The sequence below is a fragment of the Bacillus sp. SYZHCR11 genome (assembly GCF_057196865.1).
In genome coordinates, this window is the sequence record NZ_JBXUND010000001.1 from 955,430 (window position 1) to 972,648 (window position 17,219).

Consider the following 17,219-nt stretch of genomic DNA (forward strand, 5'->3'; position numbering starts at 1 on the left):
TTTAACCGTTTACATTTGCCCTTTTACACAACAAAAAAGGCATGAGTAAAAAGGGTGTGCAAAATAACGGGATCGTTCTTCCCGTTTTTTACCCTCAATCACTCATGCCTGATCGAATCAGTGACACGTTTTTAAGGTTTCAACTGAAATTATGAAATTTTATTGGTTAATCGGTACAAATGAAGCGTGAGATAAACCGCTTCCGCCTCATGAACTGGTTTTTTCAGTATTTGCTGCAAGATTTTTATCAGTTTCCAAGCAGTATTGTAGCATAGCGGGTATTCATTTTTCAATAATAACATTAACTTTTCTGGTTCTTTTGTCTGCTCTTCCCGATTAATCCTGTCTATGGTAAATCTGATATGCCGGATCAGCCGCAAATAGTGGACGCTTTCTTTATTCACTTTCATCTGGAAAGATTCCTCAATCACCTGAACGAGGCGGGACATCAGCTGTGAATGCTGATTGACCTCTGAAAGGGGCCGATTCGTCAGGGCGGAATGGATATGCAGAGCGATAAAGCCGATCTCTCCTTCAGGAAGGCAGATTCCCGTCTTTTCATTAATCATGCCGACGACTTCACGGGCAATTTGGAATTCTTCCGGATAAAGCGTTTCGGTTTCCATGAGAAACGGGTTTTTAATGTCAAACCCCTGCTGCAGCCGCTTTACCGCAAAGGCGATATGGTCAGTCAGCGCAATATGAATATGCTCATTTAACGGTTGGCTTGTCCGCTTCTTGATATGATAAATGACGTCATTGGAGATGTCGACAAGTGTCTCGTCCACATAACCGAGGAGCTTTTTAAATTGTTTTTGTTCTTTTTCATCCTTTAAGATGAACATCTTGTCATACCCTTTATCTTCAATGACATCCGCTTGTTTTTTTCCAAAGCCGATCCCTTTTCCGATTAAGACGACCTCACTGTATCTATCATGTGTTGCGATGAGCACATTGTTATTTAATACCTTTTCAACTGTAAAGGACCCCTTCATGATCCTCAGCTCCTTTGTCATTCAATACCTCATATCGTACAAAACGAACGGAAAGCGCGTCAATTCTTTTTTTAGACGGTTGATCGTTCAATAAGGCGGTAATCAAGAACTTTCCTTCCCGGAGGCCCGCCGCTGATCCGGTTCTCAAGCATGTGAAAAGCCTGCTTTCCCATTTCTTTCGTTTGTATATCTATTGTGGAAATACCTAACATCTTGCTGATATCATGATTGTCGATGCTCAAAATCGCAAGCTCTTCCGGGATGCGCGTCCCGTTTGCCTTGGCTTCAAGGTAAAGACCTGCGGATACTTGATCATTCGCCGCAAACAGCGCAGTCGGTTTGTCACCCCAGCTCTTCCATCTATGAAAAAGGGCTTTCCCGTCAAGCAGCGTCAGCACCTTTTCCACAACCAGCTCTTCCCTGTAAGGCTGCCCGATCTTCTTGAGCGCCTCTTTGTATGCGGCGATGCGGACTTGACTGTTTTTTCCCTTTTTTCTGGCCAGGCTGATCGCTATTTTCCGGTGTCCCTTTTCTATCAGATAATCCAGACCGTGCCGAAATGCTTCCCGATGCGGATTACTGATGGATGAAAGCCCTGCCGCATCAGTGTACTGGCAGAGGATGAGCGGTTCTTTCACGGCAAGCAAATGCTCATCAGGAATTGCTTTGGAGCAGATAATCAGGCCGTCCACTTGGCGCTCCTGTAATTGTGATAAGGCAAAACGTTCTTTTTGCTGCTCATAATCTGTCTGGTATAAACAAAGATGCACGCCTGACGCTTCGGCAGCCTCGGCAATACCCGCAACAAGGTCTGCAAAATACGGAAGGTTCACCGACGGAAGCACAACGCCGATCATATCGGAAAAACCTTTGGATAAATGAACAGCATGAATGTTGCGCGTGTATCCGAGCGATTGCATCGCTTTTTTCACTCTTTCTCTTTTGTCCTTACTTACATAAGGGTGATCGTTTAAAACTCTTGATACCGTTGTAACGGAAACCCCGGCAGCGCCGGCAATGTCTCTGATCGTAGCCATGGCGTCCCCCCTTTCTTTTTTTCCCTTGATCTGGAATGCGTTTCATACAGTAAGCTAGAAACAGATACATCCTATCCGTTTGAAAGGAGAAGAACAGCGATGGGGATTCTTTGCTTAATCGGTTTGTGTCTGGCCATACTCGGCGGCAGTTACCTTGCCCTGAGGCCCCTGAATGAAAAGCATGACATCAAACCATTTCAGCATTTTGATGATTTTTTCATTTAAAAGGTGATAAAAAAGGACGCTGCGTTCCAGAACCGTCCTTTTTTATCACAAAGCTTTCTATTTCAGAATCGTTAATTCTTTCGGATACTGCGTTAATGCTTCGGCGCCGTCTTTTGTGACAAACACATCGTCTTCTATGCGCACGCCGCCGACATCCGGCACGTAAATTCCCGGTTCTATCGTGTACACCATGCCTTCTTTGAGGAGTGTGTCGTTCGCGCTGCTCATTGATGGATATTCGTGAACCGAAATCCCGAGTCCGTGGCCGAGGCGGTGCGGGAAATAGTCTCCGTATCCGGCTTTTTCAATAATGCCGCGGGCTTTTAAATCAAGATCGCCGATTCTGACGCCGGGTTTACTTAATTGAAGCGCCGTCTGTTCAGCTTTAAGCACCGTTTCGTAAATCTCTTCCTGTTTCGGGCTGATTGATTGGTATGCGAATGTTCTCGTAATGTCTGAACAGTAGCCGTCAAGAATAACGCCCAGATCAAACAGAACAAAATCCCCTTTTTTCAACCGGTCTGCACCCGGATTCCCATGGGGCTGGCCTGATTTTTCCCCGAACAGCACCATCGTTGAAAATGACATGCCCTGCACACCTTTTTTCTTCAGCTCAAACTCAATCTGCGCGAGTACTTCGGTTTCACTCACACCCTCTTTAAGCGCCGCGACACCGACTTCAACTCCGTAATCCGCGAGTTTTGCCGCTTCCCTGAGAATGCTGATTTCCTTCTCATCTTTTACGAGGCGGAATTGGTTGAGCGTTTCTTCTGCCGAAACAAATGCCGCGCCCCCAGAAGCTTGTTTGAGCTGTTCTGAGCGGGAAAGAGAGATCGAATCCTTTTCAACCGCGATGGAATCAAGCGGCACATTTCGTTTTGTGAGCTCGGCTTTGATCAGCTCCCACGGATCTTCGTGATCGCCGTAGCCGATAATACCATGCTCCCATCCGGCGCTGCGGGCTTGTCCGGCTTCCATTCCCGGACAAACGAAAAACGGCTCCTGTTCCTGAAACAGGAACAATCCCATTAACCGCTCATGCGGATCCGTGTAAAAATCAGTTAAATAAAATACGTTTTCCTTTGTATGTATAAACGCCGCATCATGTCCTTCTTTTTTCAGCCAAGATGAAACACGTTCTAATCTGTTCATTTTTTGCTTTTCCTCCTTACCAAAGTGACTCTTTATTCATTCTATCAGTTTTCCGGCGTTTATGCTGTGAACGAACATTTAAAAAAACAGCCGCCCGTGATGTGCGGCTGTCATGTTTATTTTAATAATCTCAGTCCGTTCAGTATGACCAGAATCGTGCTCCCCTCATGCCCGATTACGCCAAACGGCAGTTCCATCACCTGCAGAAAGTTAGCGCAGATCAAAAGGCAGATGACTGAGAGCGAGAAAACAATGTTCTGCTTAATAATCCGGTTCATTTTCCTTGAGAGTCTGCACATTTTCACAAGCTTGTGAAGATCATTTTTCATAAGGACTAAGTCAGCCGTTTCTAGAGCCACGTCCGTGCCCCCGCCCATCGCAATACCGACGTCAGCGGTTTTCAGAGCAGGCGCGTCATTAATGCCGTCTCCGACCATGGCGATTGTGCCGTACGTTTCTTTCAGCTTCTTCACTTCTTTTGCCTTTTGGTCCGGCAAACAATCGGCAACAACCGTCGTCATGCCCGCCTCTTTCGCGATGGCAGCCGCAGTTTCAGACTGATCGCCGGTGAGCATGGCTGTTTGAATGCCCAGTGATTCAAGCTCAGCCATCACGGCTTTGGCTTCAGGCCGGATTTGATCCTTTAAGGCGAAGCAGCCCGCAATCCGGTCATCTTTCTTAACAAAAACCAGTGTAAAGCCTTTATCCTTTAATTCTTTTCCCGATGTCTGCAAAAAAGCATCTGCCGCATGTTCACCTGCAAATCCCGCTTTTCCGACCATCCATTTGACGCCTTCTATTTCAGCCTGAACACCGAATCCGGACGTCTCGTCAATCGATAGATGGCCTGCGGGCGCGGCGCCCCGGCTTTCGGCAAATTCAGCTATCGCTTTTGCAAGCGGGTGGCTTGATTGCTTTTCTATCGCATACACCGCCTGCATGATCTCATCTTCACTCACATTTTCCGCTGCTTGAAATGCCGCGACTGCCGGCTGTCCCTTTGTGACCGTGCCGGTTTTGTCAAATGCGATCATCCGTACGCTTCCCAGCTGCTCTAAAAACACACTTCCTTTAACCAATAATCCGTTGCGGGCCCCATTTGAGATAAGAGAAAGCGCAGCGGGCATAATAGAAGCGACAAGCGCGCACGGGGAGGCGACCACCATAAACACCATCGCCCGGTAAAAGGTTTCACTCCAGCTCCAGCCTAAAGCGAAATGAGGAACGAATAAAAGCACAGCCACGGCTAACAGCACGCCTTTGACATAGACACTTTCGAATCGCTCAATAAATGCCTGAGCCGGTGACACGCTGTTTTGGGCTGATTCTACCAGCCGGATGATTTTTCTGAATAAAGACTGTTCATTTGTTTTCGTCACACGGACCGTTAAGGAGCCGTTTCCGTTTACCGTTCCTGTAAACACAGAATCTCCTGCTGTTTTTTCCGCCGGCATCGCTTCACCCGTCAGCGCCGATTCATCGAGGCTCGTCACGCCAGACTCAATAATCCCGTCTGCCGCTACGCGTTCGCCTGGCTTAATGACGATCATGTCACCGATCTTAAGTTCAGCAGCCGGCACCCGCTTTTCCCGTCCGTCCGCAAGCAGGGTCGCTTCCTCCGGTTCCAGTTTCATCAAGGATGTTAAATCACGGCTGCTTTTATTCATCGTATATGTTTCGAGCGCGCCGCTTAACGAAAAAATAAAGATAAGAACTGCGCCTTCCGCCCAATAACCGATCAGGGCGGAGCCGACAGCCGCAAATATCATCAGCAGTTCCACATTTAACGCCTTCGTCTCAATGGTATCCTCAATTCCCTCTTTCGCTTTTGCAAATCCCCCGATCAGGAAGGCAAGGATATACAAAGTGACGGACAGGCCTTTTGTTTCGGTAAAAAACCAGGCCGCAAGAATAAGGACGCCGGATACGAGCGCCGCAATGAGTTCTGCATGCTGGAGCCACCTTTTTCCGGCCCGCTCTTCTTGTATCTGCTGTTGTGAATGGGTTTGTGTCATCACTTGTTCATTCATTATGAATTCTCCTCTCTAATTGAGAACGCAAATCATCTTCAATTCCCCGATAAAAGTAAAACAGCCGCCTGACAGGCAGCATTTTCACAGTGTTATCGCAGTGTTTTCTTTATTATAGCATGCCGGCGGAAGATTTCAATTATAATTGTTTTAATTTCTTTTTGATAATAATTATCATTAGCGTTTCTTCAGCTGTTCATTATATGCAAAAAAGGTGCGGGAGGAATTCCTCCCGCACCTTTTTATTTCTCTGACCATTCTTTTAATTGTGAGACGGTCATCGGACCGACGATCTTTTTTTCGATTTCTCCTTTTTCATTCAGCAGAAATGACGTAGGAATCGTCATGACATCGTATTCCTCCATAAGCTCGCCTTTCGTGTCAAGAACAATCGGGAATGTGAGATGGTGCTGAGTGACAAAGTTTTGAACGGTATTTTTATTTCGCTCGGCATTCATCAAATTTACCGTTACAAGGCTTACATCATTGGACTGATGCTGTTCAAAATAGGTTTGGAATTGCGGCAGTTCTTTTTTGCACGGCGGACACCACGATGTCCAAAAATGTAAAATCGTTTTCTGCCCTTTATTCGGAATCGATATTTCGTCTCCTTCAATCGTCTTCATCAGAAACACGGCGGGAACTGCCTGTTTTTCTGAGGAGGCTTTTGCTTCAGGCATCCAGACGGCGGCAGCTATCAAAAGGACTGCACATACAATTAGGCGGTTTTTATGCATATGATCTTCCTTTCACGCGTTTCGGATAGCTTGCCCTTCCTTATTGAAATGTATCAGCCTTTTCAGCTTTCGATCCGGGGAGCTGTTCTTCCGCCGCCCGTCAAAAACACGGAGACACCGAGGTCTTTGCAGATCGTCACGTAATGTAAACTTGTCAGAAGAATCATGCCGGTATTCATACCGAGTATAATGCCGAGCATTTGCAATTCCGGCATAGAACCGAGCACATACATCATTGAAAGACCTACAATGCTGCTCCATACGTTATGATAAAACGCCGTTTTCACGTGGCCGATGCCGATCAGACAGGCCTGAAGCGGCATCACAAACAGATGAAAAAGAAAAAACGGCCACAAAAGCTGCAAATAATACTGCGCTTCCGGAGACTGAAAAAACAAATGGGTCAGCGGGCCCGCGAACTGAAACATGACCCAGACCGTCGGAATGCCGTAGCCGAATGTAATAAAAATCGCTTGTCTCAGCCGTTTCAGCACAATATCATATTGGGACAGCGCATACGCTTCTGAAATGCTGGGAATCATAACGACCATCAGCGAATGGGCGATAAATGCGGGAAACGAACCGATTGTCATCGCTACACCGGCAAGCATTCCGTATTGATCAATCGCGGCGGTCCCGGCTGCCCCGGACGCCAGCAGCGCTCCTTTAACCAAGAAGGGTTCAATTGCGTTTGTCACCGCATGAAATATACGAAGTCCCGTTGTCGGGATGGATACGGCCAGGAGGCGTTTCCGCACGTCTTTCCCGCGAAGATGAATGTGCTGATGGCCGGAAAGCGCCCTCCGCGCCAAAATAAACTGCGTATACAAGTAAACGAACACCACAACATCGCTTGCGACCAGCACACATAACGAAATAAGCACGGCCATATCAATTTCAAAAGAGTACCATTGAAAAAAGATAAACAGACAAAGCACTTGAATGATTTTTTTCAAGACATTCGCAACCGCGATTTTCCCCATTTGCTGCACACCCATAAAATAACCTCTGGCGATGGATGTAAAAGCGACGACTGGAATCAGCCCGATGACAATCCCTTTAATAAACGGGTGATACGTATCGAATACAGGAATGAACGGCAGCGCGATGCTTGCGGCCGCGGTTGAAAACGCGGTAAAAACGGCGGTCATTCTGAAGGCATGCCGAAGCATGCTTTCATGCAGCTTCTGATTGGATTCCGCGATGAATTTTGAAATAGAGATCGGAAGCTCCAGACTGGCGATCACGATAATTAAAAAAATGGTGGGCAGAATGCTCATGTAAAGCCCCATCCCATGCTCGCCAAGCTCCCGCGCCAGTATCATATTCACGACAAATTCCAGACATTCCGCGAAAAAGGCGGCGATGGATAAAAGAATGATCCCTTTCACAAATCGATTCATGGTGTCTCTCCTTGTCTCACGTTCTTCCATCATCATATGAGACAAGTTCTGAAAATATTTTCGATTTCTCAAAATTGAAAAAAGCATAGCGGGGATATTTTTGATCCCGCTATGCTTACATCGCAAATACGTGTCTGCCGATCCGTTCGATAATTTTTCGGGAACGGATCCAGTGGTCAGATGCCGTTTTCGGATTGTAGAAAAACAACGCGTTCGTTTCTCTGCCCGGATGGTCTAGCGCCTCATTTGCGGCGGCGATGGAATCCTTATCCGGCTTTTGATTAATGCTTCCGTTTGCTACCGGTTCAAATGCATTCCTTTGATAGATCACGCCCCGAATGGTATCCGGGAAACCGTTTTTTTCAGTACGGTTCAGCACTACGCTGGCTACCGCAACCTTCCCTTTATAAGATTCACCTTTCGCTTCTGCGTGAACGAGACGTGACAGGAGCTGTCTGTCAGCGCGGGAATACGTTTTTTTCGGCGGCTGATAAGCCGTCTCGTCCGGTTTTGCTTTCTTCTCTTGGTGAGATGACAGCTTTATCGGTTGGATAGAGTGCTTATGATCCGTTTCTGAGAGCTTCGGAACCGGGCTTTTTTTATTTAAATCAGCAACCAGTGTGCTGGGTTCTTGCTTTGGCTTCTTCGCAAAAGTAAACAGAGCTTCTGTATGTTCAATTTTTGATGCAGGCATAAAACATAGAAAAAAGACAGCCAAGGCAGCAAATTTTGTCGTCATACGATTTCCTCCTTAAATACTTCACTACCTTAACAAGAGCTGTACGCAAATTCACGGTTAAAGATTTTCCAATGCTCCCAATCAGCTTTTATGATGGAAGAAGTTTGTTAACAGCCTTGTTATTGGCAGGAAAACAGCCGTCATTTTCACAACATTAACCAAATAGCAGTAAAAGTATCCATCGGAGGGATTTTACATTTTGTTTACATCTGTTACAGTCAGATGAAATAAGCAGCGAAAACAAAAAAAGACTCCTCAAGTGCGAGGAGCCGTCAGCTTCTTGGCTGTTCTAAATACTGGAAGATAACATCTCCGCCCTGCTGGGCAATACCGCGGAAATGCTTAAAATCTTCCTGCTTCGACAAAACTGCTCGAAATGCAAGAAAATGTTCTTTCTGCACCCTGAATTCTTTGATTTCACCGATGCGCATTTGGTTGATACGTTCTGAAATTTCCTCAGGCAGCAACAAATACAGCCTCCTTTTCTCGGCTTTTTCCCGAAAAACAATATACCATCTTTCCCCCGCCGGGACAATGATTGAGCGGGCTGATACCCATATCGCTTTACTTCTTAAAGAAAATACTGCAAAATATTTTCAAACAGGATTTATGATAAAGGAGAGGAAGCTCGTGAAAATTGCTAAGGTTGGAAACGTCATTGAATTTAAAAACGGATTAACCGGTATTGTTGAAAAAGTAAATGAAAACTCCGTCATCGTTGATGTAACCATCATGGATAATTATCGTGACCTTGAATTAGATTCCCTCACTGTCGTCAACCATAAGAATTATAAAATCATCAGAGACTCCTATTAAACCCCCCGAACAATCCGAACCATTTACATATCCCGCACAAAAGCTGCCGCCCGGCAGCTTTTTCAAATGAATTCAGATCTCGGTCATTTCCACAAAAAAATCACCGGTCTCATCTTTATTGTAAAGATTTGTGACGGATGTATAGTAGTTGGTTATTTTACCGCGGAATTCAAGCCCGCGCTCGGGCGCCTTGATGTCAAATGTTTTTTCATACAAAAGGACGGCAATATCATGATACGTTTCAGAGGTCACCTTCAATACGAATGAAATCATACGGCCGTTTTTACCCGCACTTTCTTTACAATCATACATTTTCAGCCTTACACCGTTTAACTCTAACGGCTCCATAACGAACACTCCTTCTTTTTACAGGACATGCTACCATTGCTACCATGCTGACCATTCCTTTACAATTGATCCGCTCCGAATAAGAAAAAACAGCGCAGCCCTTTACAAACATACGTTCCCTATTTTATAATGAAACAGACGAGCTGCCATCCAGCACCCGTCACGTATTGAAGCGGCGAGTACACTCCCCCCGGGTTTACTCGTCTTTTTCTTTTCTCCAAATGATCTCTCTTTTCCTTATAGAAGTTCTGTGCGAATATCATGCACCTTTTTGGCTGCGTGGCAGAGACGAAAAATACCCCCGCTTAAAAGGCGGGGGTATTTAGGTTATAGTCCGAGTCCGTACTCCGTCTGAAATTAACGATTATCAATCGTCTCCGGATACATATCATGATTCATCATCCGATGTTCGGCCATTTTTTCGTATTTTGTTCCCGGTCTGCCGTAGTTTGTATACGGGTCAATGGAGATTCCGCCTCTTGGCGTGAATTTGCCCCATACTTCAATGTAGCGGGGGTCCATTAATTCGATCAAGTCATTCATGATGATGTTCATGCAGTCCTCGTGGAAGTCTCCGTGGTTGCGGAAGCTGAAAAGATACAGCTTCAGCGATTTGCTTTCCACCATTTTTTCATCCGGAATATAGCTGATGTAGATGGTTGCAAAATCCGGCTGTCCCGTTTTCGGGCAAAGCGACGTAAATTCCGGGCAGTTGAATTTAACGAAATAATCACGGTTCACGTGTTTATTCGGAAATGATTCCAAAACCTCCGGCGCATATTCAAATAAATAGTTTGTCCCTTGATTCCCCAGAAGCGTAACTCCTTCTAATTCTGATTCTTTTCTTGTCATATAAATCTCCCTTTCTATTAAACTCCCCGTTTATTGCCCCAAAGCAGCGTATGCAGCTGAGGCAGGACTCTGACGAGATTCAGATCCGAATCGGCTGAAACCTTATCAACGAGTGTTTCGTATTTTCCGAGCAGATGTGCGATCAATGCCCGGTCGTCCGTCGTATGGACGTTATCGTTTCCGACCTGAAGATAAAACGGGATATTCGGATACCGCTTGTGCACGGTTTTCGCGAATTGCAGATCTTCATCATTAAAAATGACGACCTTTAAGCTGACCGCGTTAAGCCTTTCTGCCGCATCAAGCGAAGACATAATGTGATCGAGCTTTGCAAAATCGGTTGTCATCCCCGAACTTGGCGGCTTCGGTGAAATCGTCAGGTCGTTAATCATTGTGAACCAATCCTGATAGACTGTTCCCTGCGTTTCTAAAGCGGCGCGCACCCCGTGCTCTTTCAGCAGCAGAATCAGCGCGTCAAGCTGCTTTAACAGCGCCGGGTTTCCTCCTGAGATGGTGACATGAGAAAAGGCGTCTCCGCCGATTTCTCTCAGCTCGCGGTAAATGTCTTCCGCCGTCATCCAGCGGATATCTTTTTTGGCTGATCCGTCCCATGTAAAAGCGGAGTCGCACCAGCTGCAGGAGTAGTCACAGCCCGCCGTGCGGACGAACATGGTTTTCTGGCCGATAACCATGCCCTCCCCTTGTATCGTCGGTCCGAAAATTTCTAATACCGGAATTCCTTTAGCCATTCCTATCACCTTTTTTCGGGCGGTATACGCAATAGCTTGTCGGGGTTTCCCTGACAAAAACCTGCACGCAGACCGGCTGATTCTCCAGTGTTTCGAGGTAGGACTGCACCTTATCATAAATCGTTTTGGCCACGACCTCGGTCGTCGGCAGTGAATATCTGTCATCATCAGAAAATTCCTCATGGTCATTCAGCAATGTATGGTCATAAGCGCCGTGCACCAATTTCTTCAGCACGCTGAAATTCACGAGAAAGCCTGAATCGTCCAGTTCATCCCCCGCAACTGTAATATTTACTGTATACGTGTGCCCGTGGACTCTGCTGCACGCTCCGGCGCTTTCGCGGGGAATAAAGTGCGCGGCTGAAATGTGCATATCCTTATTCAACTCAAACGAATAAGGATGCTGAACCTGCGGGTAAATTTGAGAAAGCAATTAGTTCCGCTCTCCTTTCATTTTCATATATTCATCATATCCTTTATTACGGAGCAGGCATGCCGGGCATTCGCCGCATCCGTCCGCAATGATGCCGTTATAGCAAGTCAGTGTGTTATTCTTTACAAAATCAAGCGCGCCGAGCTCATCCGCAAGTTTCCACGTTTCTGCTTTGTTCAGCCACATAAGGGGCGTATGAATGACGAACGGCTTTTCCATCGCCAAGTTGACGGTGACGTTGCAGGATTTGACAAACTCGTCACGGCAGTCCGGGTAGCCGCTGAAATCAGTCTCGCAAACACCGGTAATAATGTGGCGCGCGCCGATTTGATATGCAAGAATCGATGCAAAGGATAAAAATACAAGGTTGCGTCCCGGTACAAAGGTTGTCGGCAATTCCCCGTCCTTCGCTTCAATTTCGATATCATCTCTTGTCAGCGCATTCGGCGCAAGCTGATTTAAAAGAGACATATCAAGCAAGTGGTTTTTGACACCGAGCTTTTCGGCAATCGATTTTGCCACATCGATTTCTTCTTGGTGACGCTGATTATAATGGAATGTAACGGTTTCCACTTCTTCAAAGTTTTGCAAAGCCCATAATAAACAAGTCGTGCTGTCTTGGCCTCCGCTGAACACCACAACTGCTTTTTCTTTTTTCATGTCTTTCTCTCCCTTATCTATCGTTCCATAAAAAAAGCGCCTTTTTCGGAGAAGGCGCCCTAAAAAACATAAAAAAACCGTATCCAAGGATACAGCTCGTCCTTAGTTTTTTATAGAGGGTGTAGCTAGAACCTCTCCCGCATCAATACGGATTTTCTTCTTTTTTCACTTTTGCTATCATACCATAATGTTGTTTCCCGTGACAATAAAAAAACAGCCTGAACCCTGTGTCAGGCTGCAAAAGCGGGTTTAAGCCCCGCGTTTCTTCCCCGGAAATGCCATCAGCGCAATCCCGATCAGAACAAATAAAGCAGGCCAGAAAACAGAAACCGGAATGATCGGCTGATACGTCATCATAAAGCAAAGTGCTGTCAAGGTCAGCACCGCAACCGGGATGAGCAGCGCCTTCTGTTTCCCGCCGAACAGCCACAGCTCAAATAAACCGAATGCCGTTGCCAACAGGTAAACAGGCCATGTCACATCGGAGTAAGACCAATTAGTTGCCGTTTCAAAGACAAACAAGATCCCCGTAATCAATAAGATGCCGCCCGGTACGAGAAGCCCCGCGTTTTTGACAGGTTTCGGGCCGAAAATCGGAATGTGAAAAGCGGCGCCCAGCAACAGAATGAGAGCGGGCCAGCCGCGTTCGCTGATGACTTCATTTACATTGGTGAATATGCCGAAAATGCCCGCGGCGCACAGAACCGCCGCAGCAGTCAAAAGCCCTCTTTGCCTTCTGCCGAACAGCCAGGCTTCAAACAGCCCGAATGCAACGGCAAAGAGGTAAACAGGAGATGTCACATTTGCGTATGTCCAATCCGTCAGCGTTTCAAACCATAACAAGCCGCCCGTCACAAGCAAAATGCCGCCCGGAATAAGAAGGCCCGATCTTTTTTTCGGCTGCATAAAGGCAGCGGCGTGAAACAAAAGCGCGGCTGCGATGATCAAAAGCGGCCACAGCCCCGTCATCAGCATACCGGCAAAGCATAGTGCTCCCGCGGCTGTCAGGATAAAAGCAGGAATCAATACGCCGATCTTTCTCCCGCCGAAATACCACAGCTCAAACAGACCGAGAGCAGGCGCCCATATATAAACAGGCCACGTCACGCCTGAATACGTCCATCCCGTTGCGGTCTCAAAACAAAACAGGCAGCCCAGCACAAGAAACATACCGCCGGGAACGAGCAGTCCCGCCTGTTCAGGCGTTTTTTTCGCAAAAATAAATCCGGCGTGAAACCCTGCGGACATTATAATGAAAAGAAACGGCCACGCCGAACCTGCGGATATATGTATAACTCCCGCCTTCTGTAAAAAAAACGTAATGCCGATACAAATAAAAATAAATCCCAATAATACACGTCGATCCTTCATCTCTTACTCCTCCCCATCATTTCCCAATTCATTATACAGAAATGGCAGGAAAAAAGAAGGAGAATTCCCAAAATATACAGACATTTTCCTTATATCCTTATTTATCTTTCGGGATTTTTTTGCAAATCAATGCGCCGATGAAAGCGAGGCTCACATACCCAAACACCGGATAAACGGTGGAAATCAGCTGTCCGTAACCGATTTGGCTGATAATGAAAGCAAACGCCAAAATGCCGCCGTAAATATATGTACTTTTTATATGAAGAAAACTGTTTAATTGTTTTTCCAATCCGTATAAATTGCCGATAACCGACGTAAACACTTCCCCGAAAATAATAAACAAATAAATGATATGAAGCGAACGCGAATACGAATAGACAACTTGAGCCATCGGAATGTCAAACTCCAGCACATCCGGCAGCACCGATAATGATAAAAAGCTCGCGGCAAGCACCAGTGTCAACAGAACGCCGCCTATATAAGCTCCTCTTCTGATCACCTTCTCTGAAGACATTTCGTTCGCAAGCGGCACAAGGACGGCTTGGGCGAGCGATAAATTTAACGCGCCGTAAGAGACGGCGGACAAAAGCCAGTTCCACTTGTCAGGCCATACCCATTCGTCCGCGTTTCTCGTGCTTGTAAATACAAATGAATCAGCTGTCACGATAAAAGAGAAAGAAATTAAAAGCGGCACAACCAATATATTGACGCCGAACACACCTTTAACACCGCTTGTCATGACGGCAAAGCTCAGTACGATCGTCAGAAGGATCCCCGCTTGTGCGGGCCAGCCAAGCTGTTCATGAAACAGCGCTCCGGCTCCGGACAGCATGACAGAGGTCACTCCCAGCAATATAAACATCATAAACATGTTCACGGCGCGGCCGATGGACTGGCCGAATAAATATGTGTTCAATTCCTGATAAGATGCTGCATGAATCCGTTTGGAAATAATCATGATTTTGGCGCCTAAATATGTAAACATCAGACCGCTTACCACGATACCGAACAGACCGATCCAGCCAAACTTCAGAAAAAACTCAACGATTTCCCGTCCCGTGGCAAAACCGGCTCCTACAACCGTGCCTACGTATACAAATGCAAGCTGACTTGCAGAACCTTTTGTTTGTCCCATTTCACCCTCCGGCTAAACGCAGATTTGTCCAGGCCTTTATATATGCTTATGAGACAAGTCTCCCGAAAAGACGAACAAATCGTCCTTCCCCGGAAAAAACAGATTCAGCTCTCTCCTCTAAGCAAAAATATTGAAAGAAAAAAAGGGCCGGCGTATACTCTTCATCAAGAAAGGTCAAAGCATTTCATTTCCTTTCCGACTATATTGGTCAAAAATAATCAAACCTCACGAATATCACTTATTATGCTGTAAACATTTATTTTTCGGGGTTTGAAACAAAATACTTGAAAGTCAAAGAAGGTCAGAGTATACTAATAATCAAAGAAGGTCAAATTTTCGGCCTTATTTTCTAACCCATTTGGTCAAAGATGATCAAACATTTTTCGAGGAGGTTTTGGCAAATGCGTTGTCAACATTGTCAGAAAAACGAGGCGACGATTCGCCTGAACATGCAAGTCAATTCCATTCAAAAACAATTCGTTTTATGTGAAACATGTTATACAGAATTAACCCGAAAACCGTCTATGAGCATGGGGCCGCAATCATTCGGATTCCCGTTTGAGCAAGGTTTCGCTCCCAATCAAAATAAACAGCAGGCCGGCCCTGAAAAAGGCCTGCTCGACGAGCTCGCTCAAAACGTCACAAACGGCGCAAAAGCAGGTCTGATTGACCCTGTGATCGGCCGCGATAATGAAGTGGCGCGCGTAATTGAAATTTTGAACCGCCGGAATAAAAACAATCCGGTGCTGATCGGTGAGCCGGGCGTCGGTAAAACGGCTATTGCAGAAGGCCTCGCGCTTAAAATCGCTGAAGGCGATGTGCCGAACAAATTGAAAAACAAAGAGCTTTACCTGCTTGACGTCGCTTCTCTCGTCGCCAATACAGGGATCAGAGGCCAGTTTGAAGAAAGAATGAAACAATTAATGAACGAATTAAAAGAACGGAAAAATGTCATCTTGTTCATTGATGAGATTCACCTTCTTGTAGGCGCCGGCTCTGCCGAGGGATCAATGGATGCCGGGAACATCCTGAAACCGGCGCTTGCCAGAGGCGAGCTGCAGGTCATCGGGGCGACAACGCTGAAAGAGTACCGCCAGATTGAAAAAGATGCGGCGCTTGAAAGACGCTTCCAGCCTGTCATGGTTCACGAGCCTACAATAGAACAAGCCATCAGCATTCTGGAAGGCATTAAAGATAAATACGAGAAATACCACGGCGTCACATTCAGCAATGAAGCGATAAACGCCTGTGTTACGCTTTCATCCCGTTACATTCAGGACCGCCACCTGCCGGATAAAGCGATCGACTTATTAGATGAAGCCGGCTCTAAGGCGAACCTGGAACTTGATACCGTAAATGAAGAAGATGCGGCTGAGAGACTCAAAGCAATTGACGCGGAGAAAACAAAAGCGCTTCGGGAAGAAAATTATGAGCTTGCCGCGAAACTGCGTGATGAAGAAGCGGCTTTGGAAAAGCAGCTGGCGCATGAAACACCGGCCTCTTCACCTGAAATCGGCGCGGAGCATATTCAAGCCATCATTGAACAGAAAACAGGCATTCCGGTCGGAAAACTCCAGGCTGATGAACAAGTCAAAATGAAGGAACTTGAAGAGCATCTTCATCAGCGTGTCATCGGTCAGGAAAAAGCCGTGAAAAAAGTGGCGAAAGCGGTCAGACGAAGCCGCGCCGGCTTAAAATCCAAAAACAGACCTGTCGGCTCCTTCCTCTTTGTCGGACCGACCGGAGTCGGAAAAACCGAGTTATCAAAGACACTCGCAGATGAACTGTTCGGTACAAAAGATTCCATTATCCGTCTCGATATGAGTGAATACATGGAAAAACACGCCGTATCAAAAATTATCGGTTCACCGCCGGGATATGTCGGACACGATGAAGCCGGTCAATTAACGGAAAAAGTGCGCCGCAATCCGTACAGCATCGTGCTGCTCGATGAGATTGAAAAAGCCCACCCTGATGTCCAGCATATGTTTCTGCAGATTATGGAGGACGGCCGTCTGACAGACAGCCAGGGCAGAACGGTCAGCTTTAAAGATACCGTTTTGATTATGACAAGCAACGCTGGAACCGGCGAAAAACAGGTGAAAGTCGGATTCCAATCTGAAGAGAGCGTCATGGAAGAACAAACGCTGATTGATTCACTGAGCGCGTTCTTCAAACCGGAGTTTTTAAACCGGTTTGACAGCATTATTGAATTCCAATCCCTGAAAAAAGAACATCTCGTGAAAATCGTCAGCCTGCTTCTCACAGAGCTTGAAGACACATTAAAAGAGCGCGGCATCAGCCTGAGCGTCACCGATGATGCGAAGGAAAAAATCGCTGAAATCGGCTACCACCCCGCTTTCGGAGCACGCCCGCTCAGAAGAACCATCCAAGAATTGATCGAGGACGAAATGACAGATCTCTTATTGGATGACAACGAAATCAAAGCCTTCCATGTCGTAATGGAAGAGGACGGCATCAAAGTCCGGGCACAATAAGAAAAAAGCGGCTCCCTCCTCGCGGGGAGCCGCTTTTTT

At 46.4% G+C, this 17,219-nt stretch carries 17 protein-coding genes and 1 riboswitch; of the genes, 2 read left to right on the top strand and 15 right to left on the bottom strand.

The window, feature by feature from the left end:
• Nucleotides 1–149 precede the first annotated feature (149 nt).
• From glcT to AC2CGA_RS04130, 8 genes are all read right to left on the bottom strand, one after another.
• Entirely contained in the window at nucleotides 150–1,016 is an 867-nt protein-coding gene (glcT, locus tag AC2CGA_RS04095) for a glucose PTS transporter transcription antiterminator GlcT (protein WP_012117426.1), read from the bottom strand.
• Between the two features lie 50 nt (nucleotides 1,017–1,066).
• Nucleotides 1,067–2,032, bottom strand: coding sequence for a LacI family DNA-binding transcriptional regulator (locus tag AC2CGA_RS04100; RefSeq protein WP_160249409.1), 966 nt, complete (start codon nucleotides 2,030–2,032; stop codon nucleotides 1,067–1,069).
• A 282-nt stretch (nucleotides 2,033–2,314) separates the two neighbouring features.
• Nucleotides 2,315–3,409 carry a M24 family metallopeptidase gene (locus tag AC2CGA_RS04105; RefSeq protein ID WP_003154660.1) on the bottom strand — a complete coding sequence of 365 codons (1,095 nt, stop codon included), beginning with the start codon at nucleotides 3,407–3,409 and terminating at the stop codon, nucleotides 2,315–2,317.
• A gap of 116 nt (nucleotides 3,410–3,525) precedes the next feature.
• Nucleotides 3,526–5,439, bottom strand: coding sequence for a heavy metal translocating P-type ATPase (locus tag AC2CGA_RS04110; RefSeq protein ID WP_044053151.1), 1,914 nt, complete (start codon nucleotides 5,437–5,439; stop codon nucleotides 3,526–3,528).
• Between the two features lie 242 nt (nucleotides 5,440–5,681).
• A complete protein-coding gene (stoA, locus tag AC2CGA_RS04115; protein WP_275591288.1) occupies nucleotides 5,682–6,176 on the bottom strand; it encodes an endospore biogenesis thiol-disulfide oxidoreductase StoA in 495 nt (164 codons plus the stop codon).
• A 62-nt stretch (nucleotides 6,177–6,238) separates the two neighbouring features.
• Nucleotides 6,239–7,579 carry a polysaccharide biosynthesis protein gene (locus tag AC2CGA_RS04120; protein WP_484480132.1) on the bottom strand — a complete coding sequence of 447 codons (1,341 nt, stop codon included), beginning with the start codon at nucleotides 7,577–7,579 and terminating at the stop codon, nucleotides 6,239–6,241.
• 115 nt (nucleotides 7,580–7,694) lie between these two features.
• Nucleotides 7,695–8,318, bottom strand: a complete 624-nt coding sequence (locus tag AC2CGA_RS04125) for a cell wall hydrolase (RefSeq protein ID WP_003154665.1) — start codon at nucleotides 8,316–8,318, stop codon at nucleotides 7,695–7,697.
• 272 nt (nucleotides 8,319–8,590) lie between these two features.
• Nucleotides 8,591–8,785 carry a hypothetical protein gene (locus AC2CGA_RS04130; RefSeq protein WP_003154667.1) on the bottom strand — a complete coding sequence of 65 codons (195 nt, stop codon included), beginning with the start codon at nucleotides 8,783–8,785 and terminating at the stop codon, nucleotides 8,591–8,593.
• A gap of 163 nt (nucleotides 8,786–8,948) precedes the next feature.
• Here AC2CGA_RS04130 and AC2CGA_RS04135 point away from each other — a divergent pair, with 163 nt between their 5' ends.
• The gene (locus tag AC2CGA_RS04135; RefSeq protein ID WP_003154669.1) at nucleotides 8,949–9,134 is read left to right on the top strand and encodes a YkvS family protein; all 186 of its coding nucleotides are present in this window, start codon (nucleotides 8,949–8,951) and stop codon (nucleotides 9,132–9,134) included.
• A gap of 72 nt (nucleotides 9,135–9,206) precedes the next feature.
• Here the strand turns inward: AC2CGA_RS04135 and AC2CGA_RS04140 are convergent, their stop codons facing one another.
• From AC2CGA_RS04140 to AC2CGA_RS04170, 7 genes are all read right to left on the bottom strand, one after another.
• Nucleotides 9,207–9,482, bottom strand: a complete 276-nt coding sequence (locus tag AC2CGA_RS04140; RefSeq protein WP_014304904.1) for a DUF3219 family protein — start codon at nucleotides 9,480–9,482, stop codon at nucleotides 9,207–9,209.
• 357 nt (nucleotides 9,483–9,839) lie between these two features.
• Nucleotides 9,840–10,334 carry a preQ(1) synthase gene (gene queF, locus AC2CGA_RS04145; protein WP_003154673.1) on the bottom strand — a complete coding sequence of 165 codons (495 nt, stop codon included), beginning with the start codon at nucleotides 10,332–10,334 and terminating at the stop codon, nucleotides 9,840–9,842.
• A gap of 17 nt (nucleotides 10,335–10,351) precedes the next feature.
• A complete protein-coding gene (gene queE, locus AC2CGA_RS04150) occupies nucleotides 10,352–11,083 on the bottom strand; it encodes a 7-carboxy-7-deazaguanine synthase QueE (protein ID WP_014304903.1) in 732 nt (243 codons plus the stop codon).
• On the bottom strand, nucleotides 11,076–11,516 hold the full coding sequence (queD, locus tag AC2CGA_RS04155; protein ID WP_003154678.1) for a 6-carboxytetrahydropterin synthase QueD: 441 nt from the start codon (nucleotides 11,514–11,516) through the stop codon (nucleotides 11,076–11,078). Before queD ends, queE begins: the two co-directional genes overlap by 8 nt.
• Nucleotides 11,517–12,176, bottom strand: coding sequence for a 7-cyano-7-deazaguanine synthase QueC (gene queC, locus AC2CGA_RS04160; RefSeq protein WP_003154679.1), 660 nt, complete (start codon nucleotides 12,174–12,176; stop codon nucleotides 11,517–11,519). It abuts the gene before it with no gap.
• A gap of 96 nt (nucleotides 12,177–12,272) precedes the next feature.
• Nucleotides 12,273–12,317: riboswitch (PreQ1 riboswitch) on the bottom strand.
• Between the two features lie 108 nt (nucleotides 12,318–12,425).
• Entirely contained in the window at nucleotides 12,426–13,547 is a 1,122-nt protein-coding gene (locus AC2CGA_RS04165; RefSeq protein WP_139885245.1) for a hypothetical protein, read from the bottom strand.
• Between the two features lie 97 nt (nucleotides 13,548–13,644).
• Nucleotides 13,645–14,682, bottom strand: a complete 1,038-nt coding sequence (locus AC2CGA_RS04170; RefSeq protein ID WP_003154681.1) for a YkvI family membrane protein — start codon at nucleotides 14,680–14,682, stop codon at nucleotides 13,645–13,647.
• Between the two features lie 401 nt (nucleotides 14,683–15,083).
• Between AC2CGA_RS04170 and clpE the strand changes: the two genes are divergently transcribed.
• Nucleotides 15,084–17,180, top strand: a complete 2,097-nt coding sequence (gene clpE / locus AC2CGA_RS04175; RefSeq protein WP_014304900.1) for an ATP-dependent protease ATP-binding subunit ClpE — start codon at nucleotides 15,084–15,086, stop codon at nucleotides 17,178–17,180.
• The last annotated feature ends 39 nt before the right edge of the window (nucleotides 17,181–17,219 follow it).